This is a genomic window from Rathayibacter sp. AY1C5, assembly GCF_002931705.1.
In the GTDB taxonomy this organism is placed as follows: domain Bacteria; phylum Actinomycetota; class Actinomycetes; order Actinomycetales; family Microbacteriaceae; genus Rathayibacter.
In genome coordinates this window covers 134,095-151,906 of the sequence record NZ_PSWD01000006.1, presented here as the reverse complement: position 1 = coordinate 151,906, position 17,812 = coordinate 134,095, and the positions used below count along the sequence as shown (strand labels likewise).

The following is a 17,812-nucleotide window of genomic DNA, read 5'->3' as shown; positions in this document are numbered from 1 at the left end:
CGCCCGACCCGCCGCCTATCCTTGAGGGCGATGTCGAACTCCCGCGCCGAGGCCGCCTACCTGCGCTCCCTCGGCGCCTTCCGGACGCCGACCCTGGATCTCCTCCACGGCCGGTACGCCCCGTTCGTCGTCGCCGCCCTGTCGCTCGTGTTCACCGTCGACCGGCAGGCCGTGGCGGTCGCCGACGCGCACGCCGAGGTGGGGGAGCTGCTCGAGGAGCTGCGCTCGGCCGGGTACGACGAGGGCGAGCGCGCTCTGCCGAGCGGCACGGCGCGCGAGGTGTGCCGCTACTGGGTCCGCGTCGGCTGGCTCGTGCCGCAGATCGAGGGCGAGGCCGAGGTCTACCGGCTGAGCGCCCACGCCGTGAGCGCCCTCGAGATCACCGGGCGCACCGGAGGTGGACGCACGCGCGTCTCGAACTCGCGGGTGCGCACCCTGCTGGAGGCGGTCGAGCGGCTGGCCGCGGACGTCGATCCCGACCCGGAGGCCCGCCTCTCGCGGCTCCGCGAGGAGCGGGCGCGCCTGGACGCCGAGATCGCCGCACTCGAGGAGGGCGCCGGTCTCGAGCCGGCCGACGACGAGCAGCTCCTGGAGGAGGCCGAGAACGTGGTGCACCTCGCCCGCGAGCTGCCGGCCGACTTCGCGCGGGTGGCGGAGTCGATCAAGGCGATGCAGCGCGACGTGGTCGCGGACCTGCGCCGCGACGTCCGCCCGACCGGCGAGGTGCTGCGGGAGTACCTCGAGCGAGGTCAGCACGTGATGCAGGCCACCAGCGAGGGCCGTGCGTTCGCCGGAGCCCTCCGCCTCCTGGGCGACCCCGAGCGGATCGACGCGCTCGCCGATCAGCTGCACACCGTGCTCGTGCAGCCGTTCTCCCGCCTGATGGACCCCGCCCAGCGCGCGGAGCTGGCCGCGATCGGCCGCCGGGTGGAGCTGGGCGTGCAGGAGGTCCTGACCGCGCAGCGCCGCGCGTCCCACGTCATCACGGGCCAGGTCCGCACCCACGACCCGGCTCGCGACCGCCAGGTGGACGAGCTGCTGCGCGACGTGATGGCGGGGCTCCAGGAGTGGACGGGCGGGATCTCGCCGGACGCGCCGGTCGCGCCGCTGCGGCACCTGCCCGTCGCCGGGATCGGCCACCTGCGCCAGACCCTGGGAGACGTGCGTCCGGCCGGCGGGCCGGCGCCCCTGGCCGGAGACGACGGCGACGCCGAGTTCGTCGGCGACGACAGCCGGGCCTGGGGCGGTCCCCGCTACGCGGAGCTGGAGGCCTACGTGGCGGAGCTCGGCGACGAGTTCGATCTGGCGGACGCGTTCAGCGCGGCTCCGGAGGACACGCGACGGCCCGTCGACCTGCTCGGGCTGCTCGAGATCGCGCACCGGACGGGCCTCGTCGACCGCGAGGGCTACTCCGTCGTGAGCACGCGCCGACCCGACGGGACCGTGCGCCGCTTCGCCTTCGGATCCGTGACCGCCCGCACCGAGGAGGAGACCGACGATGAGTGACACCCTGGCGACCGACGGGACCGCCGCCGATCCGTTCATCGCGCCCGTGTCGATGGAGGAGGACCCCGACGAGCTCTTCCCCGGCGACCGCGGCGTCCTCGACACCGAGGTGCGCCGGGTGCTCGTGCACGTGCTGCAGCGCCGCTTCCTCCTCGCCGACCGCCACCGCGAGCAGTGGGCCGTGTTCCAGGAGCACCGGCAGCTGATCGAGTCGCGGCTGAACGACCTGTTCGTGCGGCTCGTCGTCGACCACGAGCGCGGGGTCGCCTACAAGCAGCAGGTGCGCTCCGACGAGGTGGAGATGCCGGTGCTGCTGCGCGACCTCCCCTACACCCGCGCCGAGACGCTGGTGCTGGTGCACCTGCGCACGGTCCATCAGCGGGAGTCGGCGGCCGGCGAGGCGTCGGCGCGCGTGGACGTCGAGGAGGTCGAGCAGACGGTGCTCAGCTACTTCGCGGACGCCGAGCGCGACACAGCCCGCCGGCAGCGCATGGTCCGCAAGGCGCTGGAGCGGCTCGGGCGCGACGGCATCGTCGACGAGGAGTCCGCAGGGCGGTACCGGATCAGCCCGATCGTGGAGATCGTGCTGAGCGCGCCGAAGCTGCGGGAGCTGAGCGACTGGCTGCGCGGGCGGGCGGGCGAAGACGCTTCCTCGGTGGTCGCAGAAGCGGCGCCCGCCGAGGAGCCCGGCTCGGACGATCCGGAGCAGGCGGACGACGACGCGCTCGAGGACGACGGCCTCGACGAGGACGCGGACCCGCCCACGGACGGCGTCCTGCCCGGGACCGATGTCGCGGACGACGAGCCGGCCGACGACGAGCCGCTGGACGACGAGCCGACCGACGACGACACCCCCGACCCGGAGGACGACCCCCGATGACGATGCTCGACACCCTCTTCGGCCTGATCCCCGCCGCCTCCCGCGGTCAGCAGTGGCTCGCCGAGGACCTGCAGCTGGTCAACTGGGGCGGCTACGACGGCGCGCACCGGGTCCGCTTCTCGCCGGGGGCCACACTGCTCTGCGGCGGCTCCGGCTCCGGCAAGTCCACGCTGATGGACGCCTACATCGCCCTGATGATGCCGCACACCACGCCGTTCAACGGCGCCTCGAACGGCGGAGTGACGGGCCGTCCGCGCGGCGAGGACCAGCGCAACATCCTCTCCTACGCGCGCGGCAAGCTCGACGAGTCGCGCACGGACGAGGGCACGACCATGCGCGTCCTGCGCGGCGACGGAGTCGACACCTGGACCGCCGTCGCGATGACCTGGGTCGACCACGACGGCTCGCGCTTCAGCGCGGTCCGCGCCTGGTATGTCCCGGCCGGCTCCCGGGTGCTCGAGGAGACCGTGCGGATCCGCGCGAGCGCCGAGGGCCCGGTCGACCTCGCCGCGCTCGACCGGGCGGCGGCGCACCGCTTCTCCGACGCGTCGCTGCGCGCGGCGGGGCTGGATCCGCTCGGCACCGACCGCGAGTTCTCGGCGCGTCTGCACGCGGTGCTCGGCATCGGAGCGGCGGGAGCCGGATCGAAGGCGATGAGCCTGCTCGCCCGCATCCAGGCCGGTCAGCAGATCACGACCGTCGACGACCTCTACAAGCGGCTCGTGCTCGAGGAGCCCGAGACCCTGGCCTCCGCCGACGCGGTCGTCGCCCACTTCGACGAGCTCGAGAGCACGCGGCAGCGGATGCTCACCGCGCGCCAGCAGGTCGCGGCACTCGAGCCGTTGCGGGGCCTGCGCCTGCGCATCGCCGCGTCCGCGGAGCGCGTGCGCCTCATCGACGCGCTCGGGGAGTTCGATGCCCCGGTGTCGCCGGCGGCCCTGTGGCGCGCTGAGCAGCGCCTCGGCCTGCTGCGCGACGTCGAGGTCGAGCTGCGCGAGCGCACCCGCGCCGTCGACGCCGTGCTCCGCGAGAAGCGGGCGCTCGCCGAGGCGGCGGAGTCGGAGCGGGACGGGCTCGCCGAGGTGCTGCGGGCCTCCGGCGGCGACCGCCTCGAGACGGCCCAGCGCGAGCTCCGCGAGGTGGAGCGGCGGCTGGGAGCGGCGCGCGAGAACCGCGCCCGGCTCGAGGAGGACCTGCGCGCTCTCGGCGAGCCGGAGACCACCCGCGAGCGGTTCGAGGCGGTGCTCGCCCGGGCGGCGAGCGCGGCCGACGCCAAGCGCAGCACCCGTGCGGCCTGGTCGGACGCGGTCGCCGAGCGGAAGGCCGCGGCGCGCGAGCTCGCCGAGCTCGAGGCGGAGCAGCGCTCGGCCTCGGACCGTCGGGACAGCATCCCCCGGCCTCTGCACGAGGCGCGCGAGCGGATCGCGGAGGCAGCCGGCCTCACCGCCGACGACCTGCCCTTCGTCGGCGAGCTGGTCGAGGTGCGTGCCGAGTTCGAGCCCTGGCGCGAGGCGTTCACGCTCGCCCTCGGCGGCTTCGCGACGACGCTGATGATCGACTCCGCCCACCTCGACCGCTTCCGCCGCGCCATCGACTCCCTCCGGCTCCCGGTCCGGCTCCGCTACGAGGGCGTGGAGACCGGGCTCGAGGAGGTGCGGGGCCTCGACCCGCAGACGCTCCCCGGGCGCCTCGACTACCGCGCCACTGCCTTCACCGGCTGGCTGCAAAACCGGCTCGAGGACCGCTTCGGCTACGTGTGCGTCGACAGCGCTGCGGAGCTCGGGCGCCACCGGCTCGCCCTGACCCTCACCGGTCAGCTCTCGCAGGGGCAGCGCGGTGCGCACGGCGGCCACGGCGCCGCGAACGTCCTCGGCTTCTCCAACTCCCGTCGACTCCGCGAGCTGAACGCCCTGGTCGAGGCGGCCCGGGCCCGCAGCGCGGCGGCCGTCTCGGCGGCGTCGGCGGCGGAGGAGGCCCTCGATGCGCTCGACGACCGGATGACGCGCCACGCCCGCCTCGCGCTGGTGAGCTGGGAGACGGTCGACGTCGAGTCGCTGCTCGCCGAGCAGGAGCGCTGGGAGGCGGTCGGCGCCGAGGCGGCGGAGGCGAACCCCGAGCTCGCCGGCCTGCAGGAGCAGATCGACGGGCTGCGCGGCCGCCTCGAGCGCCTCCGCCAGGAGATCGCGCGCGCCGGTGTGGAACGCGAGCGGATCGAGGCGGAGTGGGCCGTCGTGGTCGACGACGTCGACGCGAGCCAGGCGGTTCTCGATGCGGCGGAGCAGGCAGGACGCGAGCTCGACGACGACCAGCGCGCCTTCCTCGACGCCCGGTTCACGCTGACCGAGGCCGCGGCGTCCGGCAGCGCCTCGGACGTCCTGGTCCGCTTCGACGCAGCGCTCGCCACGGCAGCGCAGCGACTGGCGGAGGACCGCCGCTCCGCGGCCGAGGCGCACGAGCAGCAGCGCGAGAGCGCCGGCCGGATCATGGCCGGCTTCCTCGACCGCTGGCCGAACCCCAACCTGCTCGCGGACCCCGAGGCGTCCGCGGGCGACTTCGAGCGGCTGCTCGACGCCCTCGAGACCAGCGGCCTGCACCGGCTCGAGACCGAGTGGCGCGACAGCCTGCTCACGCTCTCCGGCAACGACCTCACGAGCTTCGACTCCACGCTCGGCCGCTCGCTGCGGGAGATCCGCGAGCGGATCGAGCCGATCAACGTGATCATGCAGGACCTGCCGTTCTACAACGACGGCCACCGCCTGCAGATCACGACGCGCGAGAACCAGTCGGAGGTGCGCCGTCGCTTCCGCCGCGAGCTCCGCGAGGTGCGCGCGCAGATCCAGGCCGTGTCCGCGGAGGAGGAGCGCGAGCAGGTCTACCGGCGGATGTCCCGGCTCATCCAGCGGCTGCGGCGCACCGCGCCCGACTTCGGCGACCTCGTCGACGTCCGCAACCACGTCCGGGTCAGCGCCGAGCGCGTGGACGCCGTCACCCGAGCGCACGTGGCGCTGTACGACCACATCGGCGAGAAGTCCGGCGGGGAGTCGCAGGAGCTGATCGCCTTCATCGTCGGAGCAGCGCTGCGCTACCAGCTCGGCGACGCGGGAGCCGACCGTCCCCGGTACGCCCCGGTCTTCATGGACGAGGCGCTGATCAAGGCCGACGCCCACTTCACCAAGCGGGCGATCGGTGCGTGGCGCGGTCTCGGCTTCCAGCTCGTGATCGGTGCCCCGAACGACAAGTACAGCGCGATCGAGCCGCACGTCGAGGTGGAGTACGACATCCTCAAGGACACGCGCGGACGCTCCTGGGCCAGGCCGAAGGTGGGCCTGGCCCCCTAGGGCTGCTCGCCGATCTTCGCGTGGCTGCGCGAGTAGGCGAAGTAGATCGCGAAGCCCACGGCCAGCCAGATCAGGAAGCGCAGCCAGGTCTCGATCGAGAGGTTGAGCATCAGGTAGGTGCAGATCAGGGCCGAGAGCAGCGGGAGCCACGGGTTCAGCGGGACCCGGAAGCCGCGCTTCAGGTCGGGCCGCTTGCGGCGCAGCACCACGACGCCGACCGAGACCAGCACGAACGCCGAGAGCGTGCCGATGTTGACCATCTCCTCGAGCACGCCGATCGGAGTGAGCCCGGCGAGCAGCGCGACGACGATGGTCACGACCACGGAGGTGAACCACGGCGTGCGCAGGCGCGGGTGGACGGTGGCCAGGCGCCGGGGGAGGAGTCCGTCGCGCGCCATCGCGAAGATGATGCGTGTCGCTCCGATCAGCAGCGTCAGCACGACGGTGGTCAGACCGGCGACGGCGCCGGCCGAGATGACCGTCGCCATCCAGGTCTGCCCGTGGTAGGCGAACGCGTTGGCGAGCGCGGCCGACGGGTCGAGCTCGCGGTAGGGGACCATGCCGGTCACGACGAGGGCGACGGCGCAGTACAGGACCGTGCAGATGATCAGCGAGGCGATGATGCCGATGGGCAGGTCGCGCTGGGGGCGGCGGGTCTCCTCCGCGGTCGTCGCGACGACGTCGAACCCGATGTAGGCGAAGAACACCAGGGAGGCGCCGGCGATGATGCCGCCGACCCCGAACGTGGCCGGCTCGATGCCCGAGAGGAACTGGAGCAGCGGCTGGGTCAGACCGGACGCGGACTGCGAGGGCTCGGCGGCGGGGACGAACGGCGTGTAATTGGCGGTGTTGACGAACTGCAGGCCCGCGATGATGACGAACAGGACGATGAACAGCTTGATCGCGACGAGCACCAGGTTGACGCGCAGCGATTCCTTGATCCCGAAGGTCATCAGCGCGCCGAGCACGAGGACGAGCAGGATCGCCGGCACGTCGACCACGCCGCCGTAGGTGAGCGCCGGCGGGAGGGTCACTCCCAGCTGCTGCAGCAGCGACCCGAGGTACGCGCTCCACCCCTGCGCGACCACGCTCGCTCCGAGGAACAGCTCGAGGATCAGGTCCCAGCCGATGATCCAGGCGAAGAGCTCGCCGAGGGAGGCGTAGGAGAAGGTGTAGGCGGAGCCCGACACCGGGACCGTGGAGGCGAACTCGGCGTAGCACATGGCCGCGAGGGCGCAGGCGAAGGCGGCGACGACGAAGCTCAGGACGATCGCCGGTCCGGCGATGTCATGGGCGGCGCGGCCGGTGAGGGTAAAGATGCCGGCGCCGATGACGACTCCGACGCCGAAGACCGTGAGATCGAGCGCGGTCAGCGACTTCTTGAGCTTGTACTCGGGCTCATCGGTGTCGGCGATCGACTGCTCGACGGACTTGGTGCGGAGGAGGCTCACGGTGGTTCTCTCTGTGGGCTGCGGGGTGGAGGCGCGAGGGCCACTGGGGAGGATAGCGGGGCGGGCGCCTCTGCCGCGCCGGGCGTCGCGCGAGTACGCTTCCCGGCCATGAGCAGGATCTTCTCCGTGGCGTTCGCCGACGTGCACCCCCTCTACGTGGCGAAGGCGGAGCGCAAGGGCCGGACGAGGGAGGAGGTCGACGAGGCGGTCCGCTGGCTCACCGGCTTCTCGGACGAGGAGCTGGCCCGGCACCTCGAGAGCAGGACGACCTTCGAGGAGTTCTTCGCGGCGGCGCGCCTGCCTCCGCAGGCCTCGGCGATCACGGGGGTGATCTGCGGCGTGCGGGTCGAGACGATCGAGGATCCGCTGATGCAGCGCATCCGGTACCTCGACAAGCTGATCGACGAGATCGCGAAGGGACGGCCGATGGCGAAGGTGCTGCGGGCTCCCGCGGCCGGCTGAGCCGCCGGCCCCGGGCGCTCCTCCACAGGCGCCGATCCGCTCCGGTTCTCCCCGGTCCGGGCCGGCGGGATCTCGCGCCGCCGGCGACGCGAGCAGGGTGTCGGACATGACATTCACACAGCGAACCCCTGCTCCTCCGTCCCGCCGCCGCGATCCCGAAGTCCTGCGGGCGAGCGCGATCCAGGACCTCCTGGCGGCCGTCCCCTCCATCATCGGCATCCGTCCGGAGGAGTCCGTCGTGGTGGTGCCGTTCCTCGGCACGCGCGCCGGAGGCGGCTTCCGGATCCCGCTCCCGGAGACGCTGCGCGGGATGGAGGCGGAGGCGCTGGCGGGCGGCTGCGCGGCCATGATGGAGACGATGCCGCGGGCCACCGGTGTGCTGGTGGTGGTCTGCACCCGTGCGGGCTACGCCGAGGAGCGGGGGATCCCGCATCTCGACCTCGGCCACGCGGTGCTCCGGCGCCTGGAGCGCACGCGCCTGGACATCATCGCCGTGGCCTGCATCGCCGCCGACGGGTGGGGGCGCTACACGGACGCCGAGGAGTGCCGCAGGCCACGTCCGCTCCTCGAGATCGAGCGGAGCGAGACCGGCGTCCTCGCCCGAGCGGTGGCCGACGAGCCACTGGACATCGACGCGCTCTCCGTGCTGCCGCCGGTCGCCGAGGAGGATCGCGCGCTCGTCGCGGAGGTGCTCCGCCGGCCGCCCCTGGTCGGCGACACGGAACGGCTCGTCGAGCGCTGGCTCAGCGGACCGCGGGACGTCCGCCGCGAAGGACTGATCGTGCGGACCCTGCAGTCGCCGCCCCTCCGCGACCGGGTGACCGTGCAGATCGCGCGGAGCCCGCAGGCAGGAGTGGGAGTGCCGCCCGGCGCGGTGGGCGACGCCCGCGCCGGAACGGACGACGACCACGACCTCGAGCTGTCGGCCCTGCTGCTCGGCAGCGGGCGTGCTCCGGAGCGCGGCCGTCTGGCGCGGGCGACCGGGCTCCTCGCCCGCGCCGCCGCGCTGGCGCCGGAGGAGGCGCGCTCCTCCGTGCTCACCGTTCTCGCGTGGTGCTGGTGGGCGAGGGGAGTCTCGAGCCTCGCGGGGCTCCACCTCGACGAGGCGCTGCGGCTCGACCCCGACGACTCGATGGCCCGGCTCTACGCCTCGCTGTTCGCGGCCCGCCCCCTGCCGGACTGGGTGCTCGCGGCCGCTGCCGAGGCCCTCGATGCCGCGAGCGCCTGAGGTCGGGCGCGGGCCGGTGCGCTCGCCCGGAGACGGATGCTCTTGCGCGGGGGAGGGGACGGCCCTAATGTGCAACCACATGGTTGTACGAATGGACGCCGACATCGACCTGCTCTTCCGGGCGCTGGCCGACAGCACCCGCCGCGACATCGTCGCCCGGGTGCTGGTCGGCGAGCAGTCCGTCTCCGCACTCGCGGCGCGCTACGAGATGTCGTTCGCGGCGGTGCAGAAGCACGTGGCCGTCCTCGAGCGGGCGGCACTCGTCCGCAAGCGGAGGAGGGGGCGGGAGCAGCTGGTGCAGGGCGAGGTCGCCGCAGTGCGGCGGGCGTCGCGCCTGCTCGACGCCTACGAGCAGCTGTGGGCGGGGAGGATCGACCGCATGTCGGACCTCCTCGACGAGGAGTGACACCCGCGAGCCGACCGGCGCGCGGGATCTGCTGGAGGGAGAGGCGCGATGAGCGTGCTGCAGTCCGTGAAGGACATCGAGGAACTGACCCTGACCGTGACCGCCGAGTTCGACGCGGGGATCGAGCGCGTCTGGCTCCTCTGGACGGATCCGCGCCGCCTCGAGCGCTGGTGGGGGCCGCCGACCTGGCCGGCGACCTTCGAGCGGCACGAGCCGGTCGAGGGCGGACGGAGCGCCTACGTCATGACGGGACCGGACGGCGAGCAGGCGCGCGGCTGGTGGCGCGTGACCCGGGTGGAGGAGCCGACGCGGTTCGAGTTCGAGGACGGCTTCGCCGACGAGCGGGGCGACCCGGTCGACGCGCTGGGGATCACCCGGGCCACGGTCACCCTCGACGAGATCGAGCCGGGGCGCACGCGGATGGTCCTCAGCAGCCGTTTCGAGTCGGTCGAGCAGCTCGAGCAGATGGTCCAGATGGGCATGGAGGACGGACTCCGCCAGGCGATGGGGCAGATCGACGCGATCCTGCTCGAGGACTGAGTCGGCGCCCATGGAGGTTCGGCGCTCGCCGCGCCGAGCCTCCGCGCTACTGCTCGGGGTCGGTGAGGGCGGCGGCGTAGGCGCGGACGGAGCGCTGGTACCGGGGGAGCCCCGGAGCCAGCGCCTCCAGCGCGATCCGCAGGGCCTCGTCGACGCGCCCGGCGCTGTGCAGGGCGAGCGCGAAGAACACCTCCCGCGCGGAGCCCACCGCGGGGTGCGCGGCGGCGCCGGCGAGGAGGTCGATCGCCTCATCGGTGCGGCCGAGGTTCCGGAGTGTCGAGGCGTACTGGATCGTCAACCGCGCCCGCCGCTCGTCATCCAGGCCGGCTGCGAGGGCGCGCTCGTACTCGACCGCCGCCTCCGCCTCGTGTCCCGCGCTGTCGAGGGCGCCGCCCAGCTCGAAAGCGGCGACTCCGTCGTGTCCCGGATAGCGGGCTGCGAGGACGCGCATCCGCTCGACGACGCCGTCCGGGTCGTCCTGAGCGTCGAGGCGCTCGACCGCCGCGAGCCAGAGGGCGAGCGCGTCGGTCTCGGGGCGATCGGGGTCGGAGGCGCGTGTCTCGGTCACGCCTCCGACGCTACCGCGCCCGCACAGTGCGGGGAGCGGGGCTACGAGGCGGTCGAGTCGGCGCCGTCGTCGTCCGACTCGCCGTCGTCGGAGCCGGAGGTGCCCGCTCCGACCGGCGCGGCGCGTCGCCCGGCCTCGATCAGGGCGGTCGACGCAGCCGCTCCGCCGATCAGGGCGAACAGCGCCCAGCCGGCTCCCCACTTGCGCTTGCCGAACAGGGCGTCGAACGAGAGCGCGCCGGGGCCGTCCGCGACGATCGCGGCCGTCGCCGCGACGAGGACGGCGTTGTACTCCCACCCGCCGCCCGCGTTCCACAGGCCGTTGCTCCAGTGCACCTTGCGCACGGCGGTGACCATCGTGGCGACGAGTCCGGCGGCGGCGAGCGGAGTCGCGGCGCCGAGAGCGAGAGCGGCGCCTCCGGCCGTCTCGGTCACCGCTGCGGCGACGGCGTTGCGCCGGGCCGGGTGCATCTCCAGGCTCGACATCATCTGCTCGGTGCCGTCGAGGCCGGGGCCGTCGAACGAGCCCCGCAGCTTCTGCAGACCGTGTCCGACGAAGAGCCCGCCGACGGCGAGACGGAGAACGAGTGAGCCGACCTTCATGGTGACCTCCGGGGTGGGGTGGGGACGTGTAGTGCGAGGGTCCCGGCTGCGCCGCGCCCGGTCAAGGGGTCGCGCCCGGTGAGCGGGCCGCGCGGAAGGTGTGCGCGCTCGGGGAGGGCTCAGAGCAGCGTGTAGGCGGAGGCGTCCATCATCACGGTGCCGTCGGTGCACACCTGGAGCTCGGCGGGGGCGCGGACCGCGCCGTCCGGGGCGTCGAGGACCTCGGCGACGAGGTACGCGGAGGTCCCGACCGTGCAGCCGTAGGCGCCGGGGGAGTGCCAGGCGACCCGGACGTCCGCCCGGGCGCCCGGGACGAGGATCACGGGAGCGTCGGGGTTCGGGCCGGACGCGTCGGCGACCGCGCTGATCCGGTTCCCGTCGGCGTCGGTCGCGTAGACGCCGGGGATGCCCGCGAGAGCGCAGTCGGAGGAGGAGGTGCTGGTGAGCACGAGGTCGAAGGCGCTGTTCCCGGCACCCGACGCGTCGGGGTCGGGGCGGTACTCCATCGTCAGGTCGGAGCCCGTGCAGCGCGCCGCCGCCGGATCCGCGGCGGGAGAACCGGTCGACGAGGGCTCGGGGGTCGCCGTGACCGTCACGGTCACGGTGGGAGTCGGCGTCGGAGCGGGAGTCGGCGAAGACGTCGGGGTCGCGGTCGCGGTCGGTGTCGGGAGCGGCGTCCGCGCGGACGGGGCTCCGCCGCTGCCCGCGCAGCCGGTGAGGACGAGGACGAGTGCTGCTGCTGCCAGCGCGGAGGCGCCGGTCCGGTGCGAGAACGTGCTCATGTCCGCAGTCTGCCACCGCCCGGACCGATCGGCCCCGCGGATCCGCGAGCATTCTCGGAGGTCCCGGTCAGGGAGGCGGAGGACGGATGCGGCGGGCGTCCGGAGGTGCCCCTCCTCGCGCCCGCCGCACCGGGGTCGGCGCTAGACGCGGACGACCATCTTCCCGGTGTTGCCGCCGCGCATCATCGAGAGGAACGCGTCCACGGCGTGGTCGATGCCGTTGACGACGGTCTCGTCGTAGGCGATCTCTCCGTCGGCGAACCAGCCGGCCATCAGCCGGTTGAACTCCGGCGAGTGGTCGAGGTAGCCGGACAGCGTGAATCCGCGCAGCGTGAGACCGCGGGTGATGATGTTCGCCATGTTGTCGGGGCCGGGTGTCTTCTCGGTGCTGTTGTAGCCGGCGATCGCTCCGCAGAGCGCCGCGCGGCCGCCGTCGCGGAAGGCGTCGAGGGCCGCTTCGAGGTGGTCGCCGCCGACGTTGTCGAAGTACACGTCGATCCCGTCGGGCGCGGCCTCGGCCAGCTGCTCGCGGACCGGGCCGGAGTGGTAGTCGAAGGCGGCGTCGTAGCCGTACTTCTCGGTGAGCAGGGCGACCTTCTCGGCCGAGCCCGCGGATCCGACGACCCGCTCGGCTCCGAGGAGGCGCGCGATCTGACCGGCGGCCGAGCCGACGGCTCCCGCGGCGCCCGAGACGAAGACGGTGTCGCCCTCCTTCATGCCCGCGATGGCGGTGAGCCCGACGTACGCGGTGAGTCCGGTCATCCCGAGGATGCCGAGGCGGAGCGAGAGCGGCACTCCGGGGATCTCGGGGACGACGCGGAACTGCGACGACTCGGCCTGCACGACGTCGCGCCAGCCGAGCTGGTGCAGGACCGCGCTGCCGACGGGGAACGCGGGGTCGTCGGAGACGGTCACCCGGCCGACGGCACCGCCGGTCATGGTCTCGCCGAGGGCGAAGGGCGGGGTGTAGCTCTTCACGTCGTTCATGCGGCCGCGCATGTAGGGGTCGACCGAGAGGAAGGCGTTCTCGACGCGGATCTCGCCCGCGGCCGGGTCGCCGTACTCGACGGTCGCGGTCCGGAAGTCCTCGGCGACGGGCCAGCCGTCGGGGCGGCGGACGAGCTGGATCTGGGTGCTGGTGACGGTGCTCATAGGACCTTTCGTGGTGGTGGATCGGAGGGGATCAGAGTGAGAGGCCGACGGCGAGCGCGATCACCGCGAGCAGACCCGGGGTCATCTGGGTCAGCGCGGCGCGGCGCTTGGTCGGAGCGGAGAGGAGCAGGACGAGTGCTGCGGCGACCATCGATCCGGCGCCGGCGAAGACGAGGGCCGCGCCGACGGCGGTGGCGCCGATCGCGACGGCGACGATGCCCGCCACGGTGACGACGGCGAGGAAGAGGTTGTAGAAGCCCTGGTTGTAGGCCATCTCCTTCGTCGCCTCCGCCTCGCCGGCGGTCGTGCCGAACGTCGTTCGGGCGCGCGAGGTCGTCCAGAGGACCGACTCGAGCACGAAGATGTAGACGTGCAGCGCCGCGGCGAGAGCGGCGAGCACCAGTCCGAGAACGATCACGGCGGGCCTCCAGGCGATGGTCGTGGTGCGGAGGGCTCCGCACCGATTGTGTAACGACCAGTCCACAATATACTGGAGCGAGCGGTCCGCGCCAGTGCGGCGCCGCAGCTGTCACCCCTCAGGAGGAGCACCGTGGGTCGCACGCAGGGCTTCGACACCGAGCAGGTCGTCCGCGCCGCCCGCGCCGTCTTCTGGGAGAGCGGCTTCGAGGAGGCGTCCCTCCCGGACCTGGAGTCCGCGACCGGACTGCGCCGCTCCAGCCTCTACCACGCCTTCGGCAGCAAGCGTGGGCTCTTCGACGCTGCCGTGCAGAGCTACCTCGACGAGGTGGTGCGGCCCCGGCTCGCCCCGCTCGTCGATCCGCGAGGGGCGTCGCCGACGGCGCTCGAGGAGTACTTCACCGGGCTGCGGGCGGCGCTCGCCGACTCTCGCACGCTCTCCGCGAGGAGCGGCTGCCTGCTGCTCAACGCCGCGGGCGCGCCGATCGCGCGCGACGACGCCGTGCGCGAGGTGATCGCCGACTACCGGGCCGAGCTGCTGGGCGCACTGCGCGCCGGAGCGCTGGCCCGCTGGCCCGACGCGCAGGCGTGGGCGTCGGCTCAGGCGGACGTCCTCGTGTCGCTCCTGGTGGCCGCGCTCGTGCTGGCCCGCGTCGATCCGGCGCAGTCGCTCGCCACCGTGGACGCCGCGCTCGCGCTCGTCCGATCCTCCGCGCTCTGACGGCCGTCGCGACGAACGCCGGAGCACCGCTCTCGCGCCGGGCCCGCCCTCGCAGCCGGCGCGCCGGGTCGGCCCGCACAGCACGACGCCCCCGTGCGCCTCGCGTCCCGGTGGGACGGATGCGCGCGGGGGCGTCGGACGGGGTCAGTCGGTTCCGGCGTCGAACGCCGCACCCTCCGAGGCCAGGTCGGTGGCGCGTCCGAGCGCATCGGCCGCTGCGGACCCGCCGCCCTCGGTGATCGCGTCGGCCTCGCCGATCTCGAGCTCGCCGACGAGCTCGGCGGTCGGACCGCCGACGAGGCCGGCGGCCGCGTACTGCTCGAGCCGCGAGCGGGAGTCGGCGATGTCGAGGTTGCGCATCGTGAGCTGCCCGATGCGGTCCTCGGGGCCGAAGGCGGCGTCGCCGACCCGCTCCATCGAGAGCTTGTCCGGGTGGTAGCTCAGCGCGGGGCCGGTCGTGTCGAGGATCGTGTAGTCGTCGCCGCGGCGCAGACGCAGGGTGACCTCCCCGGAGACGGCCGAGCCGACCCAGCGCTGGATGGACTCGCGCAGCATCAGCGACTGCGGGTCGAGCCAGCGGCCCTCGTACATCAGGCGGCCGAGACGGCGGCCCTCCGAGTGGTACTGGGCGACGGTGTCCTCGTTGTGGATCGCGTTCAGCAGGCGCTCGTAGGCGATGTGCAGCAGCGCCATGCCGGGGGCCTCGTAGATGCCGCGGCTCTTGGCCTCGATGATCCGGTTCTCGATCTGGTCCGAGACGCCGAGCCCGTGGCGTCCGCCGATCGCGTTCGCCTCGAGCACGAGCGCGACGGCGTCCGAGAACTCGACGCCGTTCAGCGCGACGGGGCGGCCGGCCTCGAAGCGCACCGAGACGACCTCGGAGGCGATCTCGACCTCGTCACGCCACGACGCGACCCCCATGATCGGCTCGACGAGCTCGAGGCCGCTGGAGAGCTCCTCGAGGCGCTTGGCCTCGTGGGTGGCGCCCCAGATGTTGGCGTCGGTCGAGTAGGCCTTCTCGGTGGCGTCGCGGTAGGGGAAGCCGCGGGCGACCAGCCACTCCGACATCTCGGTGCGGCCGCCGAGCTCGTTGACGAACTGCACGTCGAGCCAGGGCTTGTAGATGCGCAGGCGGGGGTTGGCGAGCAGGCCGTAGCGGTAGAACCGCTCGATGTCGTTGCCCTTGTAGGTCGAGCCGTCGCCCCAGATGTCGACGCCGTCCTCGCGCATGGCGCGGACGAGGAGGGTGCCGGTCACGGCGCGGCCGAGGGGGGTGGTGTTGAAGTAGGTCTTGCCGCCGGAGCGGATGTGGAAAGCGCCGCACTGCAGGGCGACGAGCCCCTCCTCGACCAGCGCGCTCTTCGCGTCGACGAGGCGCGAGATCTCGGCGCCGTACTGGGCCGCGCGGGACGGGACGCTCTCGATGTCGGGCTCGTCGTACTGGCCGATGTCGGCCGTGTACGTGCAGGGCACCGCGCCCTTCTCGCGCATCCAGGCGACGGCGACGGATGTGTCGAGGCCTCCCGAGAATGCGATTCCGACACGCTCGCCCACGGGCAGACTGCTCAACACTTTCGACATGCCTCCGATTTTAGGAGGAACGGGGACCTCCTCCGTGCCGCGGGAGGTCCGAGCCGCCTCCCGGGGCGCCCGCGCGGAGTGCGCTCCGGCCGTGGGAGCACGTCCTCCGTCGATCCGCGTCGATCGCCGCCGCCCCCGACCGGGGCGCGCGAGCCGGCCGGAGGCTCCGTGGTCCGGAGGTGGCGCCCGCGCAGCCGGCGCGGATCGCCCGCTCCGGCTGAGTGGTTCCGCGCGGCCCGGATGGACGGCCGTGGCGAGCGCGTGCCAGGCTCCGCTCGACCCCGGCTTCCGCCGCCGCCGCCTCCGAAAGGGCTCTCCGTGCCACGACCTCCTCATCGCCTCGCGGCGATGGCCCTCGCCTGCCTGCTCGCCGCGGGCGGTTCCGCCGCTCTGGCGCCGTCCGCCCTCGCGACGCAGGCCGTCGCCGAGACTCCGACCGCCTTCGTCCCGGGGGAGACTCCGCCCGCAGAGGCGCGCGGATCGCAGACCTACACGAACGCTCTCCTCGGCGGCGACTCGCTCGACGCGGGGGAGCGCATCTTCTCGAACGGAGACTCCGCGAGCTTCGAGATGCAGGCGGACGGCAACGCCGTGATCTACGACGCCGGGCGCCGCCCCGTCTGGAGCACCAGGACCCAGGGCACCGGAGCGACCACGGTGCGGATGCAGGAGGACGGCAACCTCGTCGTCGTGACCGGCTCCGGCACGCCCGTCTGGGCGTCCGGGACCGCGGGAGAGACCGGCGCGCTCGCCCTCATCCAGGACGACGGGCAGCTCGTGCTCGTCCGCCCGAACGGGGACACGGCCTGGTCCTCGGCCGACGAGCAGGCGCCCGAGCCGGAGCCGATCGCCGACGTCCTCGACAGCGGGCGCGAGCTCGCTCCGGGACAGCAGCTGACCGCCTCGGACGGCCGCTCGCGCGCCGCGATGCAGAGCGACGGCAATCTCGTCGTCTCCGTGGACGGATCGCCGCGCTGGAGCTCCGTCACCTCCGGAGCGGGCAACCGCCTCGCGATGCAGACCGACGGGAACGCGGTGGTCTCGGCCCCCGGGTCCGGCGTGCGCTGGCAGGCGGGAACGCCCGGGAACCCGGGCGCGCGGATGCGGATGCAGAACGACGGCAACCTGGTGATCACCGCCGCCTCCGGACGGCCGCTCTGGGCGAGCTCGACCTCGCGCGCGCCTGAGATCCGCGACGTCCTCTCCTCCGGCTCGCGGCTCAGCCGGGGACAGCAGCTCACCTCGCCGGACGGCCGGTCGCGCGCCTCCCTGCAGGGCGACGGCAATCTCGCGGTCTACTCGCGGGGGGACGTCCGCTGGGGCGCCGGCACCCAGGGCGAGGGCGAGACGCTCTCGATGCAGTCGGACGGCAACGCCGTGGTCACCTCCGCCTCGGGCCGACCCCTGTGGGCCTCGGGTACGGCGGGCAACCCGGGATCCCGCCTGCAGATGCAGAACGACGGCAACCTGGTCGTCTACTCCGCCTCGGGCCGCGCGCTGTGGGCGAGCGACACCCCTCCGGCGCCGCCCGCGCCCGCCGTCCGGGACACCCTCTCCTCCGGGAGCCGGCTCGCGTCCGGACAGCTGCTGCACTCCTCCGACGGAGGGAGCGAGGCGGTCATGCAGGGCGACGGCAACCTCGTCGTGTACTCGCGCGGCTCGGCCCGCTGGGCGGCCGGCACGTCCGGAGGCGGCAACCGGCTCGAGATGCAGTCCGACGGCAACGCCGTGGTCTACGCGGGCTCCGGCGGAGCGCGCTGGCAGTCCGGCACGGCGGGCAGCCCGGGCTCCCGGATGGTCATGCAGAACGACGGCAATCTGGTGATCTACTCGCCGCAGGGCCGCGCACTCTGGGCGAGCGCGCAGGCCGCGGCGCCGGCGCCGGGTCCGCGACCGAATGGGCCGATCAGGACGTGCCGGTCATTCTCGAACTGGGCAGAAGCGAACGCCTGGTTCCAGACCTACGCCAACGCCGGCAACCTGGATGGGGACGGGGACGGCGTCCCCTGTCAGGATCTTCCAGGCGCACCCCGCCGGAACTGACCCGTGCCCATCGAGAGGGCGGGAGTTCCGAGTCTCTCCTTTCCTCCTCTGTGGCGGTCGTGGCCGGTCGGTGCACCGGCCGCTCCCGCGCCGCCGGGCGACCCGGCATGCTGGGGCAGGACTCCGCCGACGACG

The 17,812-nt window shown here is 73.5% G+C and carries 16 protein-coding genes; 9 read left to right on the top strand and 7 right to left on the bottom strand.

The features are described from left to right. Positions 1 to 30 precede the first annotated feature (30 nt). The 3 genes from C5C57_RS07575 to C5C57_RS07565 are packed head-to-tail and all read left to right on the top strand — an operon-like array spanning position 31 to position 5,724. On the top strand, positions 31 to 1,506 hold the full coding sequence (locus tag C5C57_RS07575) for a DUF3375 domain-containing protein (RefSeq protein WP_104247174.1): 1,476 nt from the start codon (positions 31 to 33) through the stop codon (positions 1,504 to 1,506). Next, entirely contained in the window at positions 1,499 to 2,386 is an 888-nt protein-coding gene (locus C5C57_RS07570; RefSeq protein WP_104297464.1) for a DUF4194 domain-containing protein, read from the top strand. The genes C5C57_RS07575 and C5C57_RS07570 overlap by 8 nt, the downstream gene beginning before the upstream one ends. Then, a complete protein-coding gene (locus C5C57_RS07565) occupies positions 2,383 to 5,724 on the top strand; it encodes an ATP-binding protein (RefSeq protein WP_104297463.1) in 3,342 nt (1,113 codons plus the stop codon). Before C5C57_RS07570 ends, C5C57_RS07565 begins: the two co-directional genes overlap by 4 nt. Here the strand turns inward: C5C57_RS07565 and C5C57_RS07560 are convergent. Continuing rightward, complete coding sequence (locus tag C5C57_RS07560) at positions 5,721 to 7,175, bottom strand: amino acid permease (protein ID WP_104222535.1); 1,455 nt, start codon at positions 7,173 to 7,175, stop codon at positions 5,721 to 5,723. The genes C5C57_RS07565 and C5C57_RS07560 overlap by 4 nt on opposite strands. A gap of 108 nt (positions 7,176 to 7,283) precedes the next feature. Here C5C57_RS07560 and C5C57_RS07555 point away from each other — a divergent pair, with 108 nt between their 5' ends. From C5C57_RS07555 to C5C57_RS07540, 4 genes are all read left to right on the top strand, one after another. Next, a complete protein-coding gene (locus C5C57_RS07555; protein ID WP_104225408.1) occupies positions 7,284 to 7,637 on the top strand; it encodes a DUF2200 domain-containing protein in 354 nt (117 codons plus the stop codon). Positions 7,638 to 7,743: 106 nt separating this feature from the next. Then, positions 7,744 to 8,865, top strand: a complete 1,122-nt coding sequence (locus C5C57_RS07550) for a DUF4192 family protein (protein ID WP_104315584.1) — start codon at positions 7,744 to 7,746, stop codon at positions 8,863 to 8,865. Positions 8,866 to 8,944: 79 nt separating this feature from the next. Continuing rightward, a complete protein-coding gene (locus C5C57_RS07545; RefSeq protein ID WP_104222609.1) occupies positions 8,945 to 9,271 on the top strand; it encodes a metalloregulator ArsR/SmtB family transcription factor in 327 nt (108 codons plus the stop codon). A 48-nt stretch (positions 9,272 to 9,319) separates the two neighbouring features. After that, on the top strand, positions 9,320 to 9,811 hold the full coding sequence (locus C5C57_RS07540) for an SRPBCC domain-containing protein (RefSeq protein ID WP_104273311.1): 492 nt from the start codon (positions 9,320 to 9,322) through the stop codon (positions 9,809 to 9,811). Between the two features lie 46 nt (positions 9,812 to 9,857). On the opposite strand, the gene C5C57_RS07535 is transcribed toward C5C57_RS07540, so the two are convergent. From C5C57_RS07535 to C5C57_RS07510, 5 genes are all read right to left on the bottom strand, one after another. Next, positions 9,858 to 10,379, bottom strand: a complete 522-nt coding sequence (locus C5C57_RS07535; RefSeq protein WP_258067720.1) for a tetratricopeptide repeat protein — start codon at positions 10,377 to 10,379, stop codon at positions 9,858 to 9,860. Positions 10,380 to 10,420: 41 nt separating this feature from the next. After that, complete coding sequence (locus tag C5C57_RS07530; protein ID WP_104273310.1) at positions 10,421 to 10,981, bottom strand: DoxX family protein; 561 nt, start codon at positions 10,979 to 10,981, stop codon at positions 10,421 to 10,423. A gap of 119 nt (positions 10,982 to 11,100) precedes the next feature. Continuing rightward, positions 11,101 to 11,763 (bottom strand): DUF4232 domain-containing protein, encoded by a 663-nt coding sequence (locus tag C5C57_RS18060; RefSeq protein WP_181069116.1) that lies wholly within the window; start codon positions 11,761 to 11,763, stop codon positions 11,101 to 11,103. 141 nt (positions 11,764 to 11,904) lie between these two features. Further along, a complete protein-coding gene (locus tag C5C57_RS07515) occupies positions 11,905 to 12,915 on the bottom strand; it encodes an NADP-dependent oxidoreductase (RefSeq protein WP_104297462.1) in 1,011 nt (336 codons plus the stop codon). Positions 12,916 to 12,946: 31 nt separating this feature from the next. Further along, positions 12,947 to 13,333, bottom strand: coding sequence for a DUF1304 domain-containing protein (locus C5C57_RS07510; protein ID WP_104261131.1), 387 nt, complete (start codon positions 13,331 to 13,333; stop codon positions 12,947 to 12,949). 132 nt (positions 13,334 to 13,465) lie between these two features. Here C5C57_RS07510 and C5C57_RS07505 point away from each other — a divergent pair, with 132 nt between their 5' ends. Then, positions 13,466 to 14,053, top strand: a complete 588-nt coding sequence (locus C5C57_RS07505; protein ID WP_104273307.1) for a TetR/AcrR family transcriptional regulator — start codon at positions 13,466 to 13,468, stop codon at positions 14,051 to 14,053. Positions 14,054 to 14,197: 144 nt separating this feature from the next. Here C5C57_RS07505 and argG read toward each other — a convergent pair whose 3' ends face one another. Continuing rightward, complete coding sequence (argG, locus tag C5C57_RS07500) at positions 14,198 to 15,634, bottom strand: argininosuccinate synthase (RefSeq protein ID WP_104222545.1); 1,437 nt, start codon at positions 15,632 to 15,634, stop codon at positions 14,198 to 14,200. A gap of 348 nt (positions 15,635 to 15,982) precedes the next feature. On the opposite strand from argG, the gene C5C57_RS07495 reads away from it, so the two are divergent. Continuing rightward, a complete protein-coding gene (locus tag C5C57_RS07495; protein ID WP_181069114.1) occupies positions 15,983 to 17,677 on the top strand; it encodes a hypothetical protein in 1,695 nt (564 codons plus the stop codon). The last annotated feature ends 135 nt before the right edge of the window (positions 17,678 to 17,812 follow it).

Bases quoted from the DNA above. Each gene is read 5' to 3' on its own strand.
- C5C57_RS07575 (WP_104247174.1), top strand. From the start codon at position 31: ATGTCGAACTCCCGCGCCGAGGCCGCCTACCTGCGCTCCCTCGGCGCC.
- C5C57_RS07570 (WP_104297464.1), top strand. From the start codon at position 1,499: ATGAGTGACACCCTGGCGACCGACGGGACCGCCGCCGATCCGTTCATC.
- C5C57_RS07565 (WP_104297463.1), top strand. From the start codon at position 2,383: ATGACGATGCTCGACACCCTCTTCGGCCTGATCCCCGCCGCCTCCCGC.
- C5C57_RS07555 (WP_104225408.1), top strand. From the start codon at position 7,284: ATGAGCAGGATCTTCTCCGTGGCGTTCGCCGACGTGCACCCCCTCTAC.
- C5C57_RS07550 (WP_104315584.1), top strand. From the start codon at position 7,744: ATGACATTCACACAGCGAACCCCTGCTCCTCCGTCCCGCCGCCGCGAT.
- C5C57_RS07545 (WP_104222609.1), top strand. From the start codon at position 8,945: ATGGTTGTACGAATGGACGCCGACATCGACCTGCTCTTCCGGGCGCTG.
- C5C57_RS07540 (WP_104273311.1), top strand. From the start codon at position 9,320: ATGAGCGTGCTGCAGTCCGTGAAGGACATCGAGGAACTGACCCTGACC.
- C5C57_RS07530 (WP_104273310.1), bottom strand. From the start codon at position 10,981: ATGAAGGTCGGCTCACTCGTTCTCCGTCTCGCCGTCGGCGGGCTCTTC.
- C5C57_RS18060 (WP_181069116.1), bottom strand. From the start codon at position 11,763: ATGAGCACGTTCTCGCACCGGACCGGCGCCTCCGCGCTGGCAGCAGCA.
- C5C57_RS07515 (WP_104297462.1), bottom strand. From the start codon at position 12,915: ATGAGCACCGTCACCAGCACCCAGATCCAGCTCGTCCGCCGCCCCGAC.
- argG (WP_104222545.1), bottom strand. From the start codon at position 15,634: ATGTCGAAAGTGTTGAGCAGTCTGCCCGTGGGCGAGCGTGTCGGAATC.
- C5C57_RS07495 (WP_181069114.1), top strand. From the start codon at position 15,983: ATGGCCCTCGCCTGCCTGCTCGCCGCGGGCGGTTCCGCCGCTCTGGCG.